The organism is Chryseobacterium sp. SC28, assembly GCF_003932955.1.
GTDB lineage: Bacteria > Bacteroidota > Bacteroidia > Flavobacteriales > Weeksellaceae > Epilithonimonas.
Window position 1 is genome coordinate 123,961 of the sequence record NZ_QOVY01000005.1, and the last position, 23,677, is coordinate 147,637.

Sequence of the window (23,677 nt, forward strand, 5' to 3'; positions counted from 1 at the left end):
GAACTTATTTTGTATGGTATTAATAATCATAAGATTAGCTAATTTTGGATTATTTATTTAAACCAATAAAAATAAACCAACAATGCTATCCCAACTACAATTCTGTACCAGCCCCAAGGCTTGAAACCATATTTATTTAATAAACTGATAAACGATTTGATCGCAATCCAAGCGACAATAAATGCGACAATATTGCCAACTACGAAAATCAAAATATGATCCTGAGATTGCAAGATCATCTCGTAACCTTTCATTGGACTTGCCGTTTCTTTGCCCCAAGTTTTTGCAAAAACGGAATAAAGCGTAACCGCCAACATCGTAGGAACCGCAAGAAAAAACGAGAATTCAGCGGCTGCTTTTCGCGATAATCCCTGCGTCATCCCGCCGATGATAGAAGCCGCACTTCTACTCGTTCCCGGCATCATCGCCAAACATTGCCAGAACCCGATGAGGACGGCTTTTTTGACAGTGATTTCCTTCTCGTCTTGAATTACAGGATTTTTGAACCAGCTGTCTGCAAAGATTAAGACTACACCGCCTAAGACTAAAACAGATGAGATTGCAATTTGATTTCCTAAAACAGATTCGATAGCATCATCGAGGAAAAAACCAATGACCAAAGCCGGTAAAACTGCAAATGCTAATTTGTAATAAAACTGCAAGTTGGTAAAATCAAAGAACTTTTTGTGATAAGCCACCACCACAGAAAGTATGGCGCCAAACTGGATTGAGACCTGAAACATTTTGAAGAATTCGGTTTCCTCCAAGCCCATCAAACTGGCTGCAAAACCCATATGAGCTGTCGAAGAAATCGGCAGATATTCGGTAAGTCCCTCGACAATGGCAACAATGATTGCTTCGATTAAATCCATTTGAATGATTAAAAAATTAAAAGACCAAAAAATTAAAAGATTCAAATGACTATTCAAATCTTTTAATGGTTCAATCTTTAAGGTCAAAAATTATTTATTTCGTTTCAGGATTGCAAAAATCTGGATTACAAATCCTGCGATCACCAACACAGGTGCTAAGCGGATTCTTCGGAAAGAGAAGATATCTTCGTTCCAATAATTGGGATCGAAAGTTCCGTCGGGTCTTGTGTTTGCATCGGACCCCATCATCAGAATGAATCCCAGGAAAATAAGCCCTAAACCGATCATCATCCATCGGAAATTCTTGCTGCCGAAATAGAACGACTTTTTCTCAATACTTTCAGACGGTTTGCCGTATTGGTTGGCGGCAGATTTGATTGTTTTCTTTGCCATTATTTATGAGTAATATAGATCATCTACGTTGCTTCGCAGGAATCTCCAAGTTGCAAAGATAGTACTTGCAACGGTAATGAAAATCCCGATGAATAATATGATAAGAACGAGAAAAAAATATTGGTTGGTATCCTGCACGAAAGGTGTTCCGATCTGACTTGTAAAATAGTACCAAAGACCGCCCAGAGCCAAAAGTCCAATCAAAGAACCAATCAAGCCAAGAACCAAAGCTTCTTTTATAAATGGCTTGAGGATAAATCTTCTTTTTGCTCCCACCAACTGCATCGTCTTGATAATGAACCGTTTGGAGAATATTTTGAGCCGAATCGAATTATTAATCAAGACAATGGCCACAATTAAAAACAAAAGGGAAAATGCCAATATCCAAGTCAAGATGCGGTTGAGATTATTGTAAACATCGATGGTCAATTTATTATCGTTGGCCACATCTTTCACGCCCTCGAGTGCCTTGAGTTGGTTCACCACGCCGTCGATTTTTGCAGGATCTACATACTCCGGCTTCAAGGTCACTTCTACAGAGGCAGGAAAAATGTCCTCTTCGAAAAGCGCATCAGCATCTATCCCCAACTGCTTTTTCGCGATCTCGGTCGCTTCCTGTTTAGAGATATATCGGGCTTGTTTTACGTAATTCTGTTGCTTTATTTTTTCGAAAGTTTCCTGCTGCAACTTCAGTGTTTTGGCAGAATCGCGGGGATCGAGATATTCGTCAAAATAAACTTCAACCACCAACTGTTCTTTGATATAGTCGGAATATTTCTGTGCATTGATTAATATTAATCCAAATAAACCTACAAGAAACAAAACGAGCGAAATACTGATCACCACCGTAATGTTGCTGGATCTAAGTCTGCTCTTATTGAAATCATCAACTGTCTTTGGCATCCATAAAAATTTCTGCTAAAATATAAATTTTCGCTTAATAAGCGGTCGTTCTCTCTGTTAATAAAATCATAAAGCGGCCTTTAACATTTATTTCGGCAAAACCCTGAAATCGGCATTTTAATTGTTTATGAAACCCATCAAGAATCAAAAATTATGATGCTGACACGGCGGCGCTCCGGCAAAAACTTTTCGTATTTCGACCGCAATGAGGAGCGAACAAAAGATAAAGAAATCCTTACTTATATCAAATCGCTGGCCATCCCACCGGCGTGGACCGATGTTGAGATTACAACCAACAAACGGGCAAAAATATTAGCGGTGGGTCGAGATCAAAAAGGGCGAAAACAATATATTTATAATCCCAAATACCGGTCTAAAAAAGATGCGGACAAGTTTGATAGAATCTTGCATTTTGCTGAGAATCTGGAACATATGCGGCGGGTGACCGGTCAGCATCTTCGGAAGAAAAAAATGACGCGCGAAAAGGTACTCGCCACGATGGTTCGGCTTTTGGATTCGGCCTATTTTCGACCCGGAAGTCCGAAGTATACGCAGCAAAACCAAAGCTACGGATTGACCACCATCCGAAAAAAGCACCTGACTATTGACGGCGACGAACTGGTCTTTTCGTATAAAGGAAAATCGGGAAAATTTCAGGAAAAACATATTATCGACGCCAAAATATCCAAAGTCATTTCAGAAATTGCGGAGTTGCCCGGCTATAGATTGTTTAAATATTTTGATAAAGATGGTAATTTAATAACCGTCGAAAGCCAGGATTTGAATAATTACATCCGCGAAATAATGGGCGAGGAGTTCTCTGCAAAAGATTTCAGAACTTGGGCCGGAACTATGATTGCGGCGGGGATCTTGGATGAACTGGGAGTCTGCGAAAAAAAACAACAGAGCGAACTTAAAAAGAGAATTAGAAATGCGATCGTGGGCGTTTCGGAAAAGTTAGGCAATACGCCTTCTGTAGCAAGAGATTCGTACATAGATCCAAGGATTTTTGAGCATTATAAAAATGGGCAAACCATCCATTATTTTCAAAAAGAAATAAAAAAATTACTGAAGAAAAATGAGAATCTGTCGGAAACGGAAGTGGGTGTCTTGTATATGCTGAAATCAAAGTTGAAAAATGAAGCGTCGCGCGCCTAAGATGCACAGTTATCCCGTATTTGCACTCGCTTTCCGGCTAATTAACCGGACAAATATTTGAAAACTTCTCCAATTTTTTGGATCAGATCAGTGGGCAACATTGCTTCTTTGGAGAAAGATTCTGCAGCGAGATCGCCGGCTTTCCCGTGAAGCCACACTCCGAAAATACAGGCTTCTTCGATGGCATATTTTTGAGAAATCAATGACGTGATAATTCCCGTGAGCGCATCGCCGCTGCCTCCTTTGGCCATTCCGGAGTTGCCTGTAATGTTGTAAAAAACCCGGCCGTCCGGCGTAATTATGGCGGTGTGATGATCTTTGAGAACGATAAAAATCTGCAACTCTTCTGCTTTCTGCTTAGCCAATTCCAATCTTTCGAAAGAGTTTTCTGTGCTACCGAAAAGTCTCTCAAACTCCAACGGATGCGGCGTGATGATGGAATGTTTGGGAATCAGTTTGCTTTTATTATTTTCTGCAATAATATTTAGAGCGTCCGCATCCAGAAGAATGGGGCGATCGTGATTTTTGAGAAAATCCACTAAGGCTTTCTGCGAGTGTTTCTCTTTGCCAAAGCCCGGCCCGATTCCGTACGTGGCTTTATCTATAATTTCAATTTTTTCCAGATATTTTTCACCGGAATTGATGAACATCGCTTCGGGAATCTGAGATTGAAGAATGAAATTGCCACATTCAGGAGCAATCACGAAAGTCAAACCGCTTCCTGTTCTCAGAGCGGCCCAACTCGACATCAAAATGGCTCCTATTTTGCCGTAACTGCCCCCGACCAAAATACTTTTTCCGTAGGTTCCCTTATTGGCGAAGTCGTCGCGAGGCTTGTAAATATCTCGGATCAAATCTTCGTCGATAACGAAATAGCCGGTTTCGGCTTTTGCAATAAAATCGGCATCCAAATCGATATCCAAAACGATAATTTTTCCACAAAACTTGCCACTTTCGGGATGCAGAAAACTTCGTTTGTAAAACTGAAACGTCAATGTAAAATCTGCTTCGAAGACTGTGGATTTTTCGTCAATCAATCGGTCGGCAAAAAGCCCCGATGGGATATCAATGGAGATCTTCGTCGCGGCCGGTTGATTCATCTTTTCGACCACTTTTTTAACCGATCCGGATAATTCCCTATTGAGACCATAGCCGAAAATAGCATCGATGAGAACCACGTTTTCGTGGCTGTCGGGAGAAAAATCGGAAAAATCCCTGATGCTGATTCCGCTGAGTTGTTTTATTTTTTTGAAATTAATATGGGCATCGGGCGAAAATTGTTTGTTGCTTTTATCGATAAACACTTCCGTATCCAATCCTTTTTCATAGAGCATTCGGGCAATTGCAAATCCATCTCCGCCGTTGTTTCCGTTGCCGCAGAAAATCGAGAACTTCTGCTTCGACTGACAATTCATTTTGATCCAGTCTACGCAAGCTCTCGCGGCCTTCTCCATCAGGTTTCCCGAAGAAATTCCTTTTGCGATGGTGGCAGCATCGCAGGCCTTGATTTGCTCCGCAGTCAGAATTTTCATATTAAACCTAAAAAAATTTATTCAAATTTAAATAATAAAATCGGGGGCATTTGCCAAATGTAATGTGAATTATCGAAAAAAATTATATTTTTGTGTTACAACACCTTTAAATAATTATGACTTATGGGTTTTTTTAAAGAATTTAAAGATTTTGCTGTTAGAGGTAATGTGATTGATCTGGCAGTAGGCGTCATTATTGGAGGCGCTTTCGGAAAGATTGTGACCTCCCTGGTTGAAGATATCATCACCCCGGCGATTTTGGATCCTGCGCTGAAAGCTGTGAATGCCGAAAACTTATCTCAGCTGGTTGTGCCCGGAACGGCCATAAAATATGGGAATTTTTTAGCGGCCGCCATCTCTTTTGTAATTGTCGCATTTGCATTGTTCCTATTGATCAAGGGAATAAACATCCTGAAAAGAAACGAGGAAAAAAAAGAAACGATGCCCGCACAACCCTCATCTACCGACGCCTTACTGATGGAAATCCGCGATGAACTGAAGAAAAAATCCTAACTGTTTTTTTTTATTTTAATAAAAACCAAAAATCCGTCTCCTAAGCAATAAGAGTGGCGGATTTTGTTTTGAAGATTTATTCCACTAATCGCTCTCCAAATGCTTGTACAAAATGCGCACGATTCCTAAATGTGGTTCTTCATCGCAGTAATAAGTATATGGCTTTAAACGAAAAATTTTTAAATATTTTGTACCTTTGATTATGGCCAAAATTCTCAAAATACATCCGCAAAATCCGCAGGAAAACCTCATAGACGAAGCTGTTAAAGTCTTGGAAAATGGCGGCGTGATCATCTACCCATCGGATACGATCTACACCATTGGCTGTGACATCTATAATCACAAAGCGATGGAAAGGCTTGCCCAGATCAAAGGAATCAAACTCGATCAGCATCAGTTTTCCATTATTTGCAACGATCTCAGCCATCTTTCCGAATTTACCAAACCCATCGAAACTTCCACTTTCCGATTTCTAAAAACCCATTTGCCGGGACCGTTTACCTTTATTTTGGAAGCCAACCGCAACTTACCAACCGCTTACAAGGGTCATAAAACCGTCGGAATCCGCGTGCCGGATCATTTGATTCCGCAGTTGATCGTCAAGAAGCTGGGACACCCGATTGTCTCGACCACCACTAGTTCCGATGACGAAATATTGGAATATTCTACCGATCCGGAACTGATTGCCGAGAAATATGATAAATTGGTCGATCTGGTAATCGATTCCGGCTATGGAGACAATGTAGCCTCCACCATCGTAGATCTTACCTCCGGCGAACCTGAAATCATCCGACAAGGAAAAGGAGTTTTGTAAAGAAACAAGATACAAGCAAAAAAATCAAGATATTAACTAAAATCTACGCGAGTTTCAGACTTACCACAAACAACGATCAACTAATAACCAAATGAAATTCATTACTTCTCCAGCCAAATTGATGAACATAGAAAATTCGACAGAACTGCTGAAAGGTACGACGCCAAAATTCATCAAGGATTCTGAATTCATACAATCCTATTTAAAAGAAAAATCGCCAAAATATCTTGCAGAACTGATGCAAATTTCTTCTAAACTGGCAGACGAGAACTGGGAACGAAACCAGAAATGGAGCTCAAAACCGACTGCTAAAAATTCTGCGCCGGCGATGTTTGCCTTCACAGGCGAAGTTTATCGAGGCTTGGACGCGAAAACTTTGAATAAACCAGCGGTTGATTATCTTCAAAAAAATTACCGAATCTTGTCGGGTTTGTACGGATTGCTAAAACCATCGGACAAAGTGATGCTTTACCGGCTGGAAATGGGAAGACCTTTCCGATTTGGCGATTACAAAAATCTGTATCAATTCTGGAGCGAAAAAGTGACACAACAATTAAATTCGGAACTTGCAAAAGATGAATTGCTCATCAATCTTGCCAGTGCGGAATATGCAAAAGTGATTGACCGCAAAAAACTGAAAGGAAAAATAATCGATTTCGACTTCAAGCAAATACAATCTGATGGAAAACTGAAGACCATCGTGGTGTACACCAAGCACGCCAGAGGAATGCTGCTCCGTTTTTGCGCCAAAAATAATGTTCAAACTTTGGACGAATTGAAGGCATTCAATTCTGAAAATTATTTGTTGGATGAGTCGCTTTCTACCGAAAGTAATTTGGTTTTTACAAGATAATTTATGAAGCTTTCCGAAATCAAGATTCAATTTCAAGAAGAACTTTCCGGCTTATATTCCAAATCGGAAATTCAGGAATTGTTCTCGATTTTTTGCGACTATTTTTTGAATTTGAATAAAATTGAATTGCGAAATCATTTGGAAAATAATCTGTCCGAAAGTAATTCTAATCGTTTTTCAGAAGCCATTTCTGAACTTAAAACAGGAAAACCATTCCAGCAGATTCTGGGCGAAACCAAATTTTTTGGTTTGAAATTCTTTGTCAACGAGCACGTTTTGATTCCACGCCCGGAAACTGAAGAATTGCTGGAATTAGCTATAAATAAGATAAAAGAACGGACAACGAAGAAAGAAATCAAAATCCTTGATATTGGAACCGGAAGCGGCATTATTCCGATTGTTTTGAAAAAATATTTTCCCGAAGCGGCGGTTACGGCACTTGACATTTCTGAGGAAGCATTGAAAATCGCACGCAAAAATTCAGATTTTCATAAAACCGAAATCAACTTTATCCAAAAAGATTATCTGAATGAAATCTTCGATAGTGCTCAGACCAATGAAGTTTATGACGTCATCATCAGCAATCCGCCGTACATCGGAGCTGAAGAAAACCCAGAAATTGAAGATGCTGTGAAAGGTTTTGAACCCCATCTCGCGCTCTTCTCTCCCACTTCGGACGCTTTGATTTTCTACAGACAAATTGCCGAAGATTGCAAAAATCATCTGGCAAAAAATGGATTTTTGTTTCTGGAAATCAATCAGAAATTGGGACAACAAACTTTGGAATTATTTCAGGACAGCTTTTCAAAAGTTCATCTTTTGAAAGATATTTCTGGAAATGATCGTATGATTTTCGGCCGAAAATAATCTTGAAAAATTCTCACCCTAAATTCGTAGCCTATTAAAATTCGCAACAACGGTTTTGTTTGAAACTACCGCTCCAAAAAATCAGATCTAAAAACTTAGCCGATTTTCTTGTTTACGAAAATCTGATAAGCCAAATAAATCAGCGGCAAAGCCATAATCCCGATGTAAAGCGCGTTCTGCATCGCTAATTCCGGATAAATAATAATGGCGTAAACGAGCCCAAAAAATGCGCCTCCAAGATGCGCAGCGTGACCCAGATTGTCCCATTGCTTGGGATTCAGCATCATATAAACAGAATATCCAAAATACAACGCACCAAAAAGATAACCCGGTAAAAAATTGATTTCCAACTCTTTAGGCGCCAACGCAACGGCCGCAAACAACACACCCGAAACGCCGCCACTCGCACCAATGGCAGAGTAAGACGGAACGTTGCGATAATGATAGAGGCAAAATACGTTGCCCAAAATCATCGAGCCAAAATAAATGATGAGAAAACCGTAAACATGAAAGCCGTATAAGGCGATGGGCGCAAAGAAATAAAGCGTCAACATATTGAAAAACAAATGCATAAAATCGGCGTGAAGAAAACCAGCAGACAATAGTCGGATGTACTCTTTACGTCTTTGGATGGCGCCCACTTCGAACTTGTACTTCTCAAACACTTCGGGTTTTTGGAATCCTATATAGCTTGTGATACAGGTGATTACGATAATAGCGAGCAATATGATGTTCATATATTTTATTTTTAAAAAGGATTTTTCGTCCCTTTATTTTGTTAAAATTTCCCTTGCGGGCGTTTGTTTTATATTCAATTTTAAGTCATTTCATCATCGAAAAGGCTTCCGATAGTTCCGCCGTCATCATCCAAATCTTCGTCTGGCATTTCGTCGGTTGCAGCTTCTTCTTCGATGATTTCCGTTGGTTCCGGGATCGTAATATTAATGCTTTTAACTTTATCCTTAGTCAATTGATTTCCAATAGCTTTTATTCCTTTGACGGTAATAAATTCGTCTAAATCTACAGTTTCCGGATCTTTTTGCTTGTCGTTGATTTTGGGGAAAATCAATTCTGCGACCGCTCCACTTTCGGACGTTACAAATTCCAAAAACGACTTTGGATTATCGTTGTTGAAAAAAGACTGCACGCTTGTCGTATTCTCCAGAAGAAAGCGTTTGACGAAATATTTACCCTTATCGCCATCGAAATAGATGCACGTGATGGGCTGCTCCGGCTTCCACTTTTCGAGGAGCAGATAATCGTCGTCAAAACGGTTCATCAGATCAAAAGTAACCAGTTTGGCTTCGCCTTGCGAATTGATTGTCAATATCTTATCATCACCTTTGAAGCTGCCGAGCAAAGTCCCTCTGCCGTCGGCATTCAACCGGCGCACCGAATCGTCGAACCATATTTTTCTCGGAGCCAAGGTCGAGATTCCTTCTTCCTTCAGTTCTACTTTTTTGACGGGATATTTGGTAACGAGATTGCCTTTGGAATCGCGACCTTTGATGGCAATTGTAGAAAAATCGATGTCGATTTTATTTTTTCTGACTCTGGCATTGGGTTTCAGCAAAACGGAAACTACCTCTGCCTCACCATTGGGATTGGCCGAGAAATAAAGCATCTCCGATCCTTTTTTGTCGGAGGCGAGTTTGTACTCTGTATTTCTGGTAACGCCCGTGACGGAAAAACGCTTCATATAATAGGGCCCTTCTCTGCCTTCGCGATAAATGCAGTTGTAAACCGTGCGTTGATCGTTCTTTTTCCAAATTCCTACGTGTATGATATTCTTCCCGATAAAGGTTTTGCCTTCCACTTTTACGACCTTCATCGTTCCGTCTTTTTGGAAGGTGATGATGTCGTCTATATCCGAACAATCGAAGAGGTATTCGTCTTTTTTGAGCGAAGTACCTATAAAGCCTTCCTCACGATTGACATATAGTTTTTCGTTTGCCACAGCCACTTTCGAGGCATCTATGGTATCAAAGATTCTCAGTTCGGTTCTTCGTTCTTTTCCTTTTCCGTATTTTTTCTGAATATTGGTATAATAATCTATGGCATAAGGTATTAGATTTTCCAAATGATATTTTACTTGTTCGATTTTTCCTTCTAAGGCCAAGATATTTTCCTTGAATTTATCGAGGTCAAATCGTGAAATTCTTTTGATTCGGATTTCGGTGAGTCGCACGATATCATCTTCTGTCACCGCCCGCAAGAGGTTTTGTGTATGCGGTTTGAGACCTTCATCGATGGTAGAAATCACATCTTCCCAAGATTTGACCTCCTCGATGTCGTGGTAAATACGATTCTCGATGAAAATTCTTTCCAAAGAAGAGAAATGCCAATTTTCCTGCAACTCGTGAAGTTCGATTTCCAACTCTCTTTTCAGCAACGCAACGGTGTGGTCGGTATTGTGTTTTAGAATATCTGAAACCGAAAGAAACATTGGTTTGTCTCCAACGATCACGCAGGCATTTGGAGAAATCGGGACTTCGCAATCCGTAAAAGCGTAAAGCGCGTCGATCGTTTTGTCCGGCGAAACATCGGGATGAAGATGAATATTGATCTCGACGACGTCGGAGGTGTTGTCTTCAATTTTTTTGATTTTAATTTTTCCCCGTTCATTAGCCTTGATAATACTATCGATCAGGTCGCCGGTGTTTTTGGAAAAAGGCAACTCCGTGATGCAGAGTGTGTGCCGGTCTTTTTGGATAATTCTGGCTCTGGCGCGGATTCGGCCGCCTCGTTTTCCATCGTTGTAGTGGGTGACATCCAGCAATCCTTGCGTTAAAAAATCCGGGAAAAGTTCAAATTTTTTCCCTTTCAGATAAAGGATTGAAGCGGTAATCAATTCGTTGAAATTGTGAGGCATTATTTTGGTCGAAAGACCTACGCCAATGCCTTCTACGCCTTGAGCAAGCAGCAACGGGAATTTCACAGGAAGATCTACCGGCTCGTTGTTCCGGCCGTCGTAGGATTTGGTCCAGTGCGTCGTTTTCGGATTGAAGACGACCTCCAGGGCAAAGGGCGTCAACCGCGCCTCGATGTATCTTGCTGCTGCTGCAGAATCGCCAGTGAAAATATTGCCCCAATTTCCCTGCGTATCGATCAACAACTCCTTTTGGCCCAGCTGCACCATTGCATCGGTAATGGAAGCATCGCCGTGCGGATGGTACTTCATCGTGTTCCCAACAATGTTGGCAACTTTGTTGTAGCGCCCATCTTCCAGCTCGCGCATCGAATGCATAATCCTGCGCTGGACCGGCTTGAAACCATCAAAAATAGAAGGAATCGCACGATCCAAAATGACGTATGAAGCATAATCTAAGAACCAATCTTTGTACAGACCGGAAACTTTTTTCAGGCTTTCCTCGTGATGTGTGCTTTCTTCCATTAATCTTTTGCAGTATTATCTTCTTGCTTATTTTCCTGATTATTTTTCACTACTTTGTTGAGAGAGAACTTAAGATCATTTATCTGTTTCCTGCTTAGAAAAGAGATATCATATTTAAGTATCGAGATGTGTGTTTTTTTGCTGGAAATATAAACATACAATCTCTTGAAAATCAATGCATTGATGATATTAAACTTGATCAGTTTATATTTCGGAAATTCATCCTTTATATTTTTTTTTGAGAACACAAGCAAAATATGATTGTTTCGGAAGTTCAGTGCTTCGCCGTCGCTATCGTATTCAAATATAGGTCTTCCTAGGAAATACAATAAAAGAAGCAGCAGAACCGGAATCAACAGCAAGATCCAAGATTTATTTCCCAAAACATCAAACGTATTGATTTCCAGCACAAAGGCTATTATTCCTAATATCAAAAAAATGCTACAAAGTGAATATAAAAAATTGTAAACCGGCATCCGATTTCTATTGCTCAACCGCATTGTCAGACTGTTTCAAGGTTTTCTTTTTTATCGATATCATTATCTTCTACCACCAGATTGTCCAAAATGAACATTTGTCTGTCCGAAGTATTTTTACCCATATAAAATTCCAAAATCTGCGCAATCGTTTGATCCTTGCCGAGTACAACGGGCTCCAATCTGATATCTTTCCCGATAAAATGTTTGAACTCGTCCGGCGAAATCTCTCCAAGCCCTTTGAAGCGGGTGATCTCGGGATTCTTTCCCAATTCGTCCAATGCTTTCAAACGTTCTGCATCAGAATAGCAATATCGGGTTTCTTTTTTATTCCTAACACGAAAAAGCGGGGTTTGAAGAATATACAAATGTCCATTTTTGATTAAATCTGGGAAGAACTGAAGGAAAAATGTGATCATCAGCAGCCGGATGTGCATCCCATCGACGTCGGCATCTGTGGCAATAATGACGTGATTATAGCGCAAATCTTCCAAACTTTCTTCGATATTGAGCGCCGCTTGCAGCAGGTTGAATTCTTCGTTTTCATAAACCACTTTCTTGGTCAGTCCAAAACAATTGAGCGGTTTTCCCTTCAAGGAAAAGACGGCCTGCGTTTCTACATCTCGCGATTTGGTGATAGATCCCGAAGCCGAATCGCCTTCCGTAATGAAGATCATCGTTTCTGCCTTTCTGGTCGCCTTTTGATCGTTATAATGATTGCGACAATCTCGGAGTTTTTTGTTGTGGAGCGACACTTTTTTGGCTCTTTCTCTCGCGAGTTTTTGTATTCCGGAGAGTTCTTTTCTTTCGCGCTCCGAGACCATAATTTTTCTCAGAATGGCTTCGGCCGTTTCGGGATTTCTGTGCAGATAATTGTCCAATTTGTTTTTTAGCGAATCGATGATGAAGGTTCGCACCGTAGTTCCGCCGGGTTCGATTTCGTTGGAGCCCAATTTGGTTTTGGTTTGAGACTCAAAAACCGGCTCGATGACTTTGATGGAAACTGCCGCGATAATGGATTTGCGAATATCGGCTGCTTCAAAGTTTTTATTGTAAAATTCTCTAATTGTTTTTACAAAAGCCTCCCGAAACGCGTTCAAATGCGTTCCGCCTTGGGTAGTATTCTGGCCGTTTACAAACGAGAAATAGGTTTCTGTCTGAGATTTATCCGAATGGGTGATGGCCACTTCGATGTCTTCTTCTTTCAAATGGATGATGGGATAGAGGATATCGCCTTCCAATTCCTCTTCCAGAAGATCCTTCAATCCGTTTTCTGAGTAGAATTTTTCGCCGTTGAAAAGAATAGTCAATCCGGGATTCAAGTACGCATAATTCCGCAGCATCCGTTCCACATATTCTTTTCGGAATTTGAAATTGATAAAAATTTCCTCATCGGGGACGAAGGTAATTTCCGTTCCGTTCCTTTCGGTGGAGTCGGCTTCGGGATAATCGGTTGTCAGGATTCCCTTCGAGAATTCTGCCATTTTCATTCGGTTTTCTCTTACCGACTTCACGCGGAAAAATGCGGACAGGGCGTTGACGGCTTTGGTACCGACACCGTTTAGCCCGACTGATTTTTTGAAGGCTTTGCTGTCATATTTCCCACCGGTATTCATTTTGGAAACGGCGTCGATGACCTTCCCAAGCGGGATTCCGCGCCCGAAATCGCGAACGGTGACTTTGCCTTCATCTACTTTGATTTCAATGCGTTTTCCGGCCTTCATCACAAACTCGTCCACGGAGTTGTCGATGATTTCTTTGAGAAGAATATAAATCCCATCATCTGCCGAAGAACCGTCGCCCAGTTTGCCGATATACATCCCGGGACGCAGCCTGATATGTTCCTGCCAGTCGAGGGTTCGGATATTGTCTTCGGAATAGTTTACAGGATTTATTTCGCTCATATAAAATTTGGATTGGCTTTCTTTTAAAATCAGTAACTCACAAAAATAGCGAAATGAATTTTAATTTGAAAGTTTTGAGAATTAATTTTGACCAATGTTGATAACTATTTAATGCAGTTCAATACAAAACTCCAACGATGATATCGCTTACAAAGTGCGTTTATTTTTAATGTAAATCACTTGCAAAGTGCTTTTATCTTTAATGTAATTAAAGTTGTAATTCCTTTAAACATTAAATCTAAAATGCATAATATCACCATCTTGGACAATATATTCTTTTCCTTCTACAGATAATTTCCCGGCTTCTTTTACTTTTGCTTCGGAGCCGTAATTAATATAATCATCGTATTTAATAACTTCTGCACGGATAAATCCTTTCTCGAAATCTGAATGGATCACGCCGGCTGCTTGCGGCGCCGTCCAGCCTTTTCCAATAGTCCAGGCTCTCACTTCCTTCACGCCGGCTGTAAAATACGTCTGCAATTTTAAAAGATCATAAGCTTTCCGGATCAATCTGTTCACGCCCGGCTCTTCCAAGCCCAATTCTTCCAGGAACATTTGTCTTTCTTCAAAAGTCTCCAGTTCATTGATATCAGCTTCGATTTGTGCCGCCAAAACTACCACTTCGGCATTTTCATTTTTGGCCATTTCCTCAATCTTGGCAATCCACGGATTTCCGTTTTTGATAGAATTTTCGTCCACGTTGCAGACATACAAGACCGGTTTGTTCGTAAGTAACTGAATGTCTCTAATGACCGATTTTGCAAAATCATCCGCGGGAAACTCTCTTACGTTTTTGCCACCTTCGACAAATTTTTGCAGATTGAGCAAAGTTTCGTATGCCTGGATATCTTCTTTTTTTCCGGATTTAATGAATTTTTTAGCTTTATCGACTGCTTTTCCGAGTGTTTCAAGATCTTTTAATTGAAGTTCTATATCAATAATTTCCTTATCTCTGATGGGATCTACAGACCCTTCCACGTGGATGATATTGCCATTTTCAAAACATCTCAAAACGTGAATGATCGCTTCGCACTCTCGGATATTTGCCAAAAACTGATTGCCAAGGCCTTCGCCTTTGCTCGCTCCTTTTACCAATCCGGCGATGTCCACAATCTCTACCACGGCGGGCAAAACGCGCTCCGGATTGACGATTTTTTCCAATTCAAAAAGTCGCGGATCCGGCACCGAAACCGTACCCAAATTCGGTTCTATGGTACAAAACGGATAGTTGGCAGATTGCGCTTTGGCATTGCTGAGACAATTAAAAAGGGTTGATTTTCCAACATTGGGAAGACCCACGATTCCACATTTCATAAATTACAGGATTTTGGATTAAAGTTTCGGCTTAAGGCGCACCACAAAAACTTTCGCTTTTAAACTTTCAACTTTTAGCGTGCAAAGATACTGATTTTTGAATTTGAATTTTCTACTTTTACAGTCTTAATTAAGGCTTGGAATCGAATCAAAATGAGCAGAAAAAAACGCGAATATCTCTCTTCGGAATTGGTCAATGCTTTTGCCAAAAGCTATGGTTTCGAAGACAAGTTGAAGGCTTTTGAAATCAAGGATTTTTTGGAAGATTATCTTTCGGAAGAACTTTTTGCAGAAATCGTGAGCGTGAATTTGAAAGAACAAGTTCTCATTATCCGAATAAAATCTGCAATGCTGAAGAATGACTTCCGGCTGAGAAAGACTTTTTTCCTTAAGAAATTCCGCGAGGTTTTGAAAGACGAATCTCTGATTAATGATCTGCTGATTTTGTAGTAATTTCCTCGATCATTTGTTTGCTTCTCTCGTCCAATCTTGATCTCAGTGGAATAAAAAAACGAAACGGATTTTTGATAAAGTACCTGAAAATCTCTCTGAAAATCTCTCCTGCCTCGCTGGCTTCCACTTTTCTGGAGCGGAATGCCAGCAGCATCGACAATCCGAAACTTACTATAAAATTGAAAAATCCAATGATGAAAACCGTTGCGAAACAAATCCAAAACGTGTATGAGGTGATGACAAAATCTTTACCATAAAGACCTAAAGCAAAATTGCCCGCTGCAAAGGTAATGTGACGAATGTCGAGATCCAGACCCAAGAAGAGCCCAATGGGCGCAGTGGCACCGAGAAAAACGCCAAACCAAAAATTGGAAACAATCCCGGCCCAATTCCGAGAATAATAGATGGAAAGTTGCTTCGCAAAACGCTGTCCGAAAAAAGAATTGATAAAATGGTTTTTCGCAATTCTTTTAGGAATCTGAAAAAAAACCGCGTTGTTGCTGATATTGCCGGAAATAATGCCTGAAATAAAGAGAAAAAAACCGGCGATTGATGCGTGCAAAATAGCTTTGGACTGAATTGGATCCAAATCGTGCAGCAATTTGCTCGACTTATCAAAGGCAAAGTTTTGCTTAAAAAGAATTTCCAAACCGTAAATAATAATTAGCGCCACAGGAAATGACAACAAAACATTGCCCACAAAAGCGATAAACTGCGAGCGGAATAACTGCGAAACCAAGTGGGCAAAATCGATATAGGTATTTCTGCTATTGCCCTCGGACAGTACTTTCGCCATCGTAGCAGCGGTCATAGCGGGCTGCTTGGTTGCGAGCGTGAAATTCATCAGATAGATCATCACAAATCCCATCGCGTAATTCATAGAAAACAAAAATGCGTGGGCAAACTCGCTGGTCGGGATGTAACTGTACAGCATCTTCAAAACACAGAGCGCACCAACGACGACGCCACCGCCGGAAGCCTTCCAAAACATTGTCATATAGGATTTGAAGGTAGACGTGATGTAATGCGTGCCGGTCTCTGCCGTGTGATTGGTAATAAGGTGCGACATCAGTCTGGTGCTATCGGACACCAGCTCGCGAATGTTATTTTTGTGAGATTTGTATTTTAAAATATTGAAAAACAACTGTTTGGAGTTGATCAGATAATCTTTTTCATCATCGATGACGAACAATTTTAGGATGTCGTACATCCTATTCAGTTGCTGCCGAATCTTGAGCAAAGATTGATTGGTCTTGCTGGAAATCCCATATTTGGATGAATTGCTGAAGGCAATATCCACAAATTCCAAACATTGATCCATATAGATCTTCGTCTGCTTATAAAGCTCGTCTGTGGAGGAAAATTTGAACTCCGGATCTTCATTGAACTGGGCATTGATTAGATCCAATTCATTTTGGAGTGCCAAAAAAGGATTGTCAAAATTGCGGTATTCCGGAGCCATTTTCATGACGTCCACATCCAGCACATTTCCGATAACGCGCCACGCGAGGATGTTGAGGGAAAACAAAAGTTCTTTTTTGACAGATGGTCGACTGATAAAATGGTCGATTTTCAGCAGTTGGAAAAGCTCATTCATCTTGTCTTCGGGCGAATTCTGAAAATACTCGAGATCCTTCTTGGGCGTTACCAAGACGTTATCTACGAGATACCATACGGTGTTTTCATTTTCTATCGGCGGCAGAACTTTGTTGAGGAGTCGCTTTTTCAATTCCGGAAAAAATGCATTTTCCGAGAGAATATCCGCCTCCGTCAAAGAAAGGTTGAATGATTTGTCCTTGAAAATATTGTTGATATAAAATATCAGATTTTCCCTAATCGTCTCGTTGTCTTTGAGATAGGCCGTAAAAACGCCCAGCTCCTCCCGCTTCAGGCTTTTTATGATTTCTGATAAAGGCTGCAAAGACAGCGTCTCATTTCGTTCTCCGAAATAATTCTTCAGAATGGTGCTGAAACTGTCTTTTTTTTTAAATGAAATTGCCATCTTATCACAAAAGTAATCATTTCAGAACAATATGATTCATTTGTCGCAAAATCCAACTGTGTTTTTTTCGCAAATAAGGACTCGGATTTTTCGGATCATATTTTTTGGGATTTGGCAAAACGGCAGCAATCCATGCGGCCTCAGTCTTGGTAAGATCCTTTGCCGGCTTGTTGTAATAATACTGTGCGGCAGCCTCTATCCCGAAAACGCCCTGCCCCATTTCGATGACGTTCAGGTATCTTTCCAAGATAATCTCTTTACCCCAAACTTGCTCAATGATAAAGGTGTAGATGGCCTCCAGACCCTTGCGTATCCAGCTTCTGCCTTGCCAAAGGAAAACATTTTTCGCCGTCTGCTGCGAGATGGTACTGCCGCCTCGGACTACTTTCCCTTTTTTTTCATTTTTCTTGATGGCTTTTTCAATGGCTTTGTAATCGAAACCATTGTGACTGAAAAATGCCTGATCTTCCGATGCAATGACGGCTTTTTTTATATTGCTTCCCATTTCATCATAGGGAATGTAGTCGCGCTGAAGTTTTCCGTATTTAAAGACGCTTCCCAACTGTGTCCAAGTGATGGGAGGATTAAAAAATATTCCCAAAACGATGAACAGTATATTGGCAATCACCAGAACGAAAATCAGTCTTTTGATAAACTTCCACATACATCAAATTTTAAGCGAAAATAAAACAAAAAAATATTTTATCCTACCTTATTAGAAGGTCGACACTTAAATACCTCCCGATGTAGCGTTGGTCGCTCCATTCAGTTATGGAATATGTTCGTAATATTTTTAGGAATTTAGGATGGAATAGAAATAAAAAACTCACAATACAGATTGTGAGTCCAGTGAGCGCGTCAGGATTCGAACCTGAGACCGTCTGCTTAGAAGGCAGATGCTCTATCCAGCTGAGCTACGCACCCGAAGGCTGCAAAATAAAAAATTTCCGGAGGAAAATATTCAAAAAGTCGGGGCGGCAGGATTCGAACCTGCGACCTCCTGGTCCCAAACCAGGCGCGATGACCGGACTACGCTACGCCCCGAGTAAGTCTTCTGTAGTTGCGGAGAGTAAGGGATTCGAACCCTTGGTACCGTTTCCAGTACGCATGTTTAGCAAACATGTCCTTTCGGCCTCTCAGGCAACTCTCCTTGCAATAGTTCAGAGATGGGTTATTGCTCAATTGCGAGTGCAAATATAAGAGAGTTTACTATATCCGCCAAAAGTTTTTATTCTTTTTTTTTCATATTTTTGAATCATAATTCAAACCTAAAAAAAGCCTACAATGCGTAATTCGTTATATCTCACGACCTTAGGATTAATCATAATTTCTTGCGGATCTCAACAAAAAACTGTGCAACGCAAAACAGCCGCCGGGAACACCCTCCCGAAGCCTGCAGTACAAGTAAAAAAGCCTGAAATCAAACAGGATGACGGCGAATATTACAGAGTCAATATTGCGGATATTACCAAAAATGATAATACCGTAAGCTATGGCTCGATTGTGAGCGCAAATCCGGCGGGATACAAAGTAACAAAGACCTACTTCCCTTCTATCGGGCAAAATTTCCGCCAGAGATACATTATTATTCACTACACGGCTCTGGACGATGCCAAATCTATTTCCACCCTCACGCAGCAGTCGGTAAGCGCGCATTACCTCGTGAATAGCTTGCCCGATAAAGAAATCTACCAATTGGTGGACGAGAATAAAAGGGCTTACCACGCCGGCATCAGTTTCTGGAGAAGAGATCAGCAACTGAATGACACTTCTATCGGCGTAGAGATCGTCAACACGGGCTACAAAGTGGACTCTACCGGCTACCGGATTTTCGCGCCATATCCGGAAGATCAAATCAAAAAAGTGGCTGCTTTGGTAAAAGATCTTGTAACGCGATACAACATTCCGCCGACAAACGTTCTTGGGCATTCGGACATCGCACCAACGAGGAAGCAGGATCCGGGACCACTTTTCCCGTGGAAGAGATTGTACGACGAATATCAAATCGGGATGTGGTACGACGAAACGGCGAAGCAGACTTTCCTCAATCAAATCTTAACGACGAACGATATAACATTTCAATACAACAATCCGGAATTTGTTTTCAGAGTTCAGCAACAATTGGTTCAGTTTGGCTATGCAACGCCGGTGAGTAGCGTTTGGGACAAAGCCACGAAACAAACGATTGAAGCGTTCCAATTCCACTTCAGACCGACGAATTATAGTGGGATTATGGATGCGGAGACGTTAGCGATTTTGCAGGCTTTGATTCAGAAGTATCCACAGAAGTAATAGATTGAAACCTCGAAAATCAGCTTATCGAGGTTTTATATTATTTGCTTAACAACAAAGAAACCCATTCTTCTCTCTGAATCTTCTTCTCAAGTTTCAGGTTTTGTTCTGTGCAAACTTCCAGAATATCGTCCACATCGAAGAAGCAAAGTCCGGACAGCAGTAGTTTTCCGCCATCTTCCAAAACGGAAACATAAGTTGGGATGTCGGAAATCAAAATATTTCTGTTGATGTTTGCCAAAATGACATCAAATTTTTCTTTGCCAAGATTGTCGGCAGTTCCCAGTTCGATGTCAAATTCTACATTGTTTCGGATAGCGTTTTCTTTGGAATTTTCTACAGACCATTCGTCGATATCGATGGCTACGGTTCTTCCAGCTCCTTTCTGTTTTGCGAAAATGGCCAAAACCGAAGTTCCGCAGCCCATATCAAGCACTTTTTTATTTTCCAAATCCATATCCAGCATTTGCTGAATCATCAGGTGCGTCGTAGGATGATGCCCGGTTCCGAAAGACATTTTTGGCTGAATCACAATCTCGTGCATATGCGGGTCCGAGTCGTGGAATTCTGCTCTGATAAGCACTTTATCTTCCACATTGATGGGTGAGAAATTCTTTTCCCATTCCTCGTTCCAATTGATGTTCGGCATTTCCTTGTAGGTGTAATAAATCTCGATTTCTTCATTTTGAAGGAGATGAATATTTTTCAGTTCGTCCTCGTTGAAAAGGTCTTTCTGGATATAGCCAAGTATGCCATCGTATTCTTCTGTGAAGCTGTCGAAACCGATTTCTATCAGTTCTGCCATCAATATTTCGTTCCAGGGTTGGAGAGGTTTTATTTTAAAATTGAATTCCAGGTAAGCTGCCATTGTTTGATTTTTTGCAAATTTAGGTTTTTTGAAGGCATTTCGAGCAGCACAATTTGACATTAAAAATCCACTTTGCCACGTCTTGGCATTCCGATTCGGAACCCAATTCATATTATGACAATCGGTTAATTTTCCGTAATTTTGTAAGTCTCATTTTTACTATGGCTACAACAACCGACCTCGATATCAAAAAATTTCTTTTCGTTAAAAACGCCCATCTCAACAACCTGAAACACATCGATGTTCTTATTCCAAAGAATAAACTGATCGTGATCACAGGCGTCTCGGGAAGTGGAAAATCTTCCTTGGCTTTCGACACCATTTATGCCGAAGGACAAAGGCGTTATGTAGAAAGTTTGAGTTCCTATGCACGGCAGTTTTTGGGAAAATTAGAAAAACCAAAAATCGACGACATCAAAGGTCTGGCACCATCGATCGCCATCCAACAAAAGGTAATTTCGTCCAATCCACGGTCGACCGTTGGAACCTCCACAGAAATCTATGACTATCTGAAACTTTTTTTTGCGCGAGTGGGCAGAACTTACTCCCCGATTTCGGACGAAGAAGTGAAGAAAGACAGCGTAACCGATGTTATTGATTTTATCAAAAATTCTAAAAAAGAATCTACCTTTCTACTGCTGGCGCCGCTGGAATTTGATCATAAAAATTTCCAAGAACAACTGAAAACACTCAAAGCCTCGGGCTTTACCAGATTGGAAATTAATGGAAATGTTGCCGGGATCGAGGATTTGGAGAGTTTCGGATTCGTGCCGGAGAAGGATATGACGATTAATTTGGTCATCGACAGATTCAGTTACGAGGAAGATGAAAATTTCCTCCAAAGATTGGCCGACTCTATCCAAATGGCTTTCTACGAAGGGCGCGGCTACTGTTCTTTGAAAAATACAGACACCGAAAAAGTACGGGAATTCTCCAACAAATTTGAATTGGACGGCATCGTTTTCAACGAACCGAATGTTCATTATTTCAGTTTTAATAATCCTTACGGCGCTTGCCCAACTTGCGAAGGCTACGGAAAGGTGATCGGAATTGATGAAGACCTGGTAATTCCCAACAAAAACCTGTCGGTCTACGAAGATGCCGTGGCTTGCTGGCGTGGCGAAACGATGAGCGAATGGAAAAGAGAATTCATCAAACAAACGAAAGATTTCCCAATCCACAAGCCTTATCATCAACTCAGCAAAGAACAAAAACAATTGCTCTGGCGAGGCGACAAAGCGAGAATGTTTCCCAGCATCGATAATTTCTTCAAAATGCTGGAGGAAAATCTGTATAAAATTCAATATCGTGTGATGCTGTCGCGCTACCGCGGAAAAACACTTTGCCCGACTTGCGAAGGATTAAGATTGAGAGAGGAAACGAGCTGGGTGAAGATTGACGGCCATAATATTCAGTCGTTCATCGAATTGCCCTTGGACGAACTTTTGCCCTTAATCAAAACTTTAAAACTCAATGAGCACGACCGAGAAATCGCCAAACGACTGACTTACGAAATTGAAACCCGATTGGAGTTTTTGACGAAAGTAGGTCTCGGATATTTGACATTAAACAGAACTTCGAATACGCTTTCCGGCGGCGAAAGCCAGAGAATCAATCTGGCAACGAGCTTGGGTAGTTCGCTCGTTGGTTCGATTTATATTTTGGATGAGCCGAGTATTGGCTTACATTCCCGAGACACGGAAAATCTGATCGGCGTTTTAAAACAACTTCGAGACCTCGGAAATACAGTAATCGTCGTAGAACACGATGAAGATGTGATGAAATCTGCGGACCACATCATCGATATTGGACCGGAAGCTGGCTATCTCGGCGGTGATTTGGTTTTCAACGGAAACTATGAGGAAATGATGAAATCTGATACGCTGACTGCGAAATATCTGAATGGCGAGATGAAAATCGAAGTTCCTAAAAAACGCAGAAAACCGCAATCTTTCATTGAAATAAAAGGCGCTCGTGAAAACAATTTGAAGAATATCGACGTGAATGTTCCGCTGGAATGTCTTGCGGTAATCACCGGCGTTTCCGGTAGTGGAAAATCTACTTTGATGAAGGATGTGATGACGAATGCGATTCAAATCCAACTCGGAATGGGCGGAAAAAAAGCGGATTATGATTCTGTGGAATTTCCTAAAAAACTGATTCAAAATATTGAGCTGATTGATCAAAATCCCATCGGAAAATCGTCCCGTTCCAATCCGGTGACTTATTTGAAAGCTTACGACGAAATCCGCGATCTTTTTGCGAAACAAAAATCGGCGAAGGTTCAAGGTTTGAAACCGAAACATTTTTCCTTCAATGTGGATGGGGGACGTTGCGAAGAATGTAAAGGCGAGGGCATCATCACCGTCTCGATGCAGTTTATGGCAGACATAGAATTGGAATGTGAAGTTTGCCACGGCACGCGTTTCAAAAAAGAAATCTTGGAAGTAAAATACGACGAAAAGAACATCTCCGACATCCTTCATATGACCGTTGACGAAGCTTTGGAATTCTTTTCGGAAAACCACGAAGAAAAAATCGCCACCAAGATACAGCCTTTGCAGGACGTGGGTTTGGGTTATCTGCAACTTGGGCAATCCTCTTCCACCCTTTCTGGTGGCGAGGCGCAGCGGGTGAAGCTCGCTTCCTTCCTTGTGAAAGGTGTCACGACGGAAAAGACGCTTTTCGTATTTGACGAACCTTCGACAGGACTGCATTTTCACGATATCAAAAAGTTGCTGAAATCGCTTCAGGCTTTGATAGAATTGGGACATTCGGTTGTGGTGATTGAGCATCAGCCGGATATTATTAAAACGGCAGATTACATTATCGACATCGGTCCCAATGCCGGAAAATACGGTGGAGAAGTTGTTTTTGCAGGAACGCCGGAGGATCTGGTGAAAGTGAAAGAGTCTGCTACGGCGAAGTATATTGCGGAGAAATTGTAGGAATGCAGGCCAAACGCATTAAAAAATATTTCAAATAATTTTCATTAAATTGCTGAAATTCAGGGTTTTATATTTGGTTTTTCAAATAATTTTTCGTATATTTATCTGAAAATCAGAT

The 23,677-nt window shown here is 41.0% G+C and carries 20 protein-coding genes and 3 tRNA genes; 8 read left to right on the forward strand and 15 right to left on the reverse strand.

Translation table 11 applies throughout. The annotated features are described in order from the left end of the window. Positions 1-53: 53 nt before the first annotated feature. From DTW91_RS04945 to DTW91_RS04955, 3 genes are all read right to left on the reverse strand, one after another. A complete protein-coding gene (locus tag DTW91_RS04945; RefSeq protein WP_125202284.1) occupies positions 54-872 on the reverse strand; it encodes an undecaprenyl-diphosphate phosphatase in 819 nt (272 codons plus the stop codon). A gap of 90 nt (positions 873-962) precedes the next feature. After that, positions 963-1,265 carry a DUF3098 domain-containing protein gene (locus DTW91_RS04950; RefSeq protein ID WP_125202285.1) on the reverse strand — a complete coding sequence of 101 codons (303 nt, stop codon included), beginning with the start codon at positions 1,263-1,265 and terminating at the stop codon, positions 963-965. A 3-nt stretch (positions 1,266-1,268) separates the two neighbouring features. Further along, positions 1,269-2,168 carry a cell division protein FtsX gene (locus DTW91_RS04955; protein ID WP_125202286.1) on the reverse strand — a complete coding sequence of 300 codons (900 nt, stop codon included), beginning with the start codon at positions 2,166-2,168 and terminating at the stop codon, positions 1,269-1,271. A 153-nt stretch (positions 2,169-2,321) separates the two neighbouring features. On the opposite strand from DTW91_RS04955, the gene DTW91_RS04960 reads away from it, so the two are divergent. Then, entirely contained in the window at positions 2,322-3,326 is a 1,005-nt protein-coding gene (locus DTW91_RS04960) for a DNA topoisomerase IB (RefSeq protein ID WP_228412653.1), read from the forward strand. 41 nt (positions 3,327-3,367) lie between these two features. Here the strand turns inward: DTW91_RS04960 and DTW91_RS04965 are convergent, their stop codons facing one another. Further along, positions 3,368-4,858 (reverse strand): NAD(P)H-hydrate dehydratase, encoded by a 1,491-nt coding sequence (locus DTW91_RS04965; RefSeq protein ID WP_125202287.1) that lies wholly within the window; start codon positions 4,856-4,858, stop codon positions 3,368-3,370. Between the two features lie 123 nt (positions 4,859-4,981). Between DTW91_RS04965 and mscL the strand changes: the two genes are divergently transcribed. From mscL to prmC, 4 genes are all read left to right on the forward strand, one after another. Further along, positions 4,982-5,371, forward strand: coding sequence for a large conductance mechanosensitive channel protein MscL (gene mscL, locus DTW91_RS04970; RefSeq protein ID WP_125202288.1), 390 nt, complete (start codon positions 4,982-4,984; stop codon positions 5,369-5,371). Positions 5,372-5,573: 202 nt separating this feature from the next. Then, positions 5,574-6,185 (forward strand): L-threonylcarbamoyladenylate synthase, encoded by a 612-nt coding sequence (locus tag DTW91_RS04975; protein WP_125202289.1) that lies wholly within the window; start codon positions 5,574-5,576, stop codon positions 6,183-6,185. A gap of 91 nt (positions 6,186-6,276) precedes the next feature. Continuing rightward, positions 6,277-7,038 (forward strand): peroxide stress protein YaaA, encoded by a 762-nt coding sequence (yaaA, locus tag DTW91_RS04980; RefSeq protein ID WP_125202290.1) that lies wholly within the window; start codon positions 6,277-6,279, stop codon positions 7,036-7,038. A 3-nt stretch (positions 7,039-7,041) separates the two neighbouring features. Next, entirely contained in the window at positions 7,042-7,905 is an 864-nt protein-coding gene (prmC, locus tag DTW91_RS04985) for a peptide chain release factor N(5)-glutamine methyltransferase (protein WP_125202291.1), read from the forward strand. A gap of 95 nt (positions 7,906-8,000) precedes the next feature. Here prmC and DTW91_RS04990 read toward each other — a convergent pair whose 3' ends face one another. The 5 genes from DTW91_RS04990 to ychF all read right to left on the reverse strand — a co-directional run bounded on the left by DTW91_RS04990 (position 8,001) and on the right by ychF (position 14,996). Further along, positions 8,001-8,642, reverse strand: coding sequence for a rhomboid family intramembrane serine protease (locus DTW91_RS04990; protein WP_125202292.1), 642 nt, complete (start codon positions 8,640-8,642; stop codon positions 8,001-8,003). Between the two features lie 80 nt (positions 8,643-8,722). Beyond that, complete coding sequence (locus DTW91_RS04995; RefSeq protein WP_125202293.1) at positions 8,723-11,299, reverse strand: DNA gyrase/topoisomerase IV subunit A; 2,577 nt, start codon at positions 11,297-11,299, stop codon at positions 8,723-8,725. Continuing rightward, on the reverse strand, positions 11,299-11,733 hold the full coding sequence (locus DTW91_RS05000; RefSeq protein ID WP_228412654.1) for a hypothetical protein: 435 nt from the start codon (positions 11,731-11,733) through the stop codon (positions 11,299-11,301). Before DTW91_RS05000 ends, DTW91_RS04995 begins: the two co-directional genes overlap by 1 nt. A gap of 68 nt (positions 11,734-11,801) precedes the next feature. After that, a complete protein-coding gene (locus DTW91_RS05005; RefSeq protein ID WP_125202295.1) occupies positions 11,802-13,679 on the reverse strand; it encodes a DNA topoisomerase IV subunit B in 1,878 nt (625 codons plus the stop codon). Positions 13,680-13,904: 225 nt separating this feature from the next. Beyond that, positions 13,905-14,996 (reverse strand): redox-regulated ATPase YchF, encoded by a 1,092-nt coding sequence (ychF, locus tag DTW91_RS05010; protein WP_125202296.1) that lies wholly within the window; start codon positions 14,994-14,996, stop codon positions 13,905-13,907. 153 nt (positions 14,997-15,149) lie between these two features. Here ychF and DTW91_RS05015 point away from each other — a divergent pair, with 153 nt between their 5' ends. Next, a complete protein-coding gene (locus DTW91_RS05015; RefSeq protein ID WP_125202297.1) occupies positions 15,150-15,446 on the forward strand; it encodes a hypothetical protein in 297 nt (98 codons plus the stop codon). Here the strand turns inward: DTW91_RS05015 and DTW91_RS05020 are convergent. The 5 genes from DTW91_RS05020 to DTW91_RS05040 all read right to left on the reverse strand — a co-directional run bounded on the left by DTW91_RS05020 (position 15,424) and on the right by DTW91_RS05040 (position 18,601). Next, complete coding sequence (locus tag DTW91_RS05020; protein ID WP_125202298.1) at positions 15,424-17,451, reverse strand: recombinase; 2,028 nt, start codon at positions 17,449-17,451, stop codon at positions 15,424-15,426. The two genes, DTW91_RS05015 and DTW91_RS05020, sit on opposite strands and share 23 nt — an antisense overlap. 16 nt (positions 17,452-17,467) lie before the next feature. Then, positions 17,468-18,115, reverse strand: coding sequence for a monofunctional biosynthetic peptidoglycan transglycosylase (gene mtgA / locus DTW91_RS05025; RefSeq protein WP_125202299.1), 648 nt, complete (start codon positions 18,113-18,115; stop codon positions 17,468-17,470). 186 nt (positions 18,116-18,301) lie between these two features. Further along, positions 18,302-18,375 (reverse strand) — tRNA-Arg (locus tag DTW91_RS05030). Between the two features lie 45 nt (positions 18,376-18,420). Beyond that, positions 18,421-18,495, reverse strand: a tRNA-Pro gene (locus tag DTW91_RS05035). Between the two features lie 19 nt (positions 18,496-18,514). Continuing rightward, a tRNA-Ser gene (locus tag DTW91_RS05040) sits at positions 18,515-18,601 on the reverse strand. 134 nt (positions 18,602-18,735) lie between these two features. On the opposite strand from DTW91_RS05040, the gene DTW91_RS05045 reads away from it, so the two are divergent. Beyond that, positions 18,736-19,743 (forward strand): N-acetylmuramoyl-L-alanine amidase, encoded by a 1,008-nt coding sequence (locus DTW91_RS05045; RefSeq protein WP_125202300.1) that lies wholly within the window; start codon positions 18,736-18,738, stop codon positions 19,741-19,743. A gap of 40 nt (positions 19,744-19,783) precedes the next feature. On the opposite strand, the gene prmA is transcribed toward DTW91_RS05045, so the two are convergent. Beyond that, positions 19,784-20,611, reverse strand: a complete 828-nt coding sequence (gene prmA / locus DTW91_RS05050; protein ID WP_125202301.1) for a 50S ribosomal protein L11 methyltransferase — start codon at positions 20,609-20,611, stop codon at positions 19,784-19,786. 161 nt (positions 20,612-20,772) lie between these two features. Here prmA and uvrA point away from each other — a divergent pair, with 161 nt between their 5' ends. After that, a complete protein-coding gene (gene uvrA, locus DTW91_RS05055; RefSeq protein ID WP_125202302.1) occupies positions 20,773-23,559 on the forward strand; it encodes an excinuclease ABC subunit UvrA in 2,787 nt (928 codons plus the stop codon). The last annotated feature ends 118 nt before the right edge of the window (positions 23,560-23,677 follow it).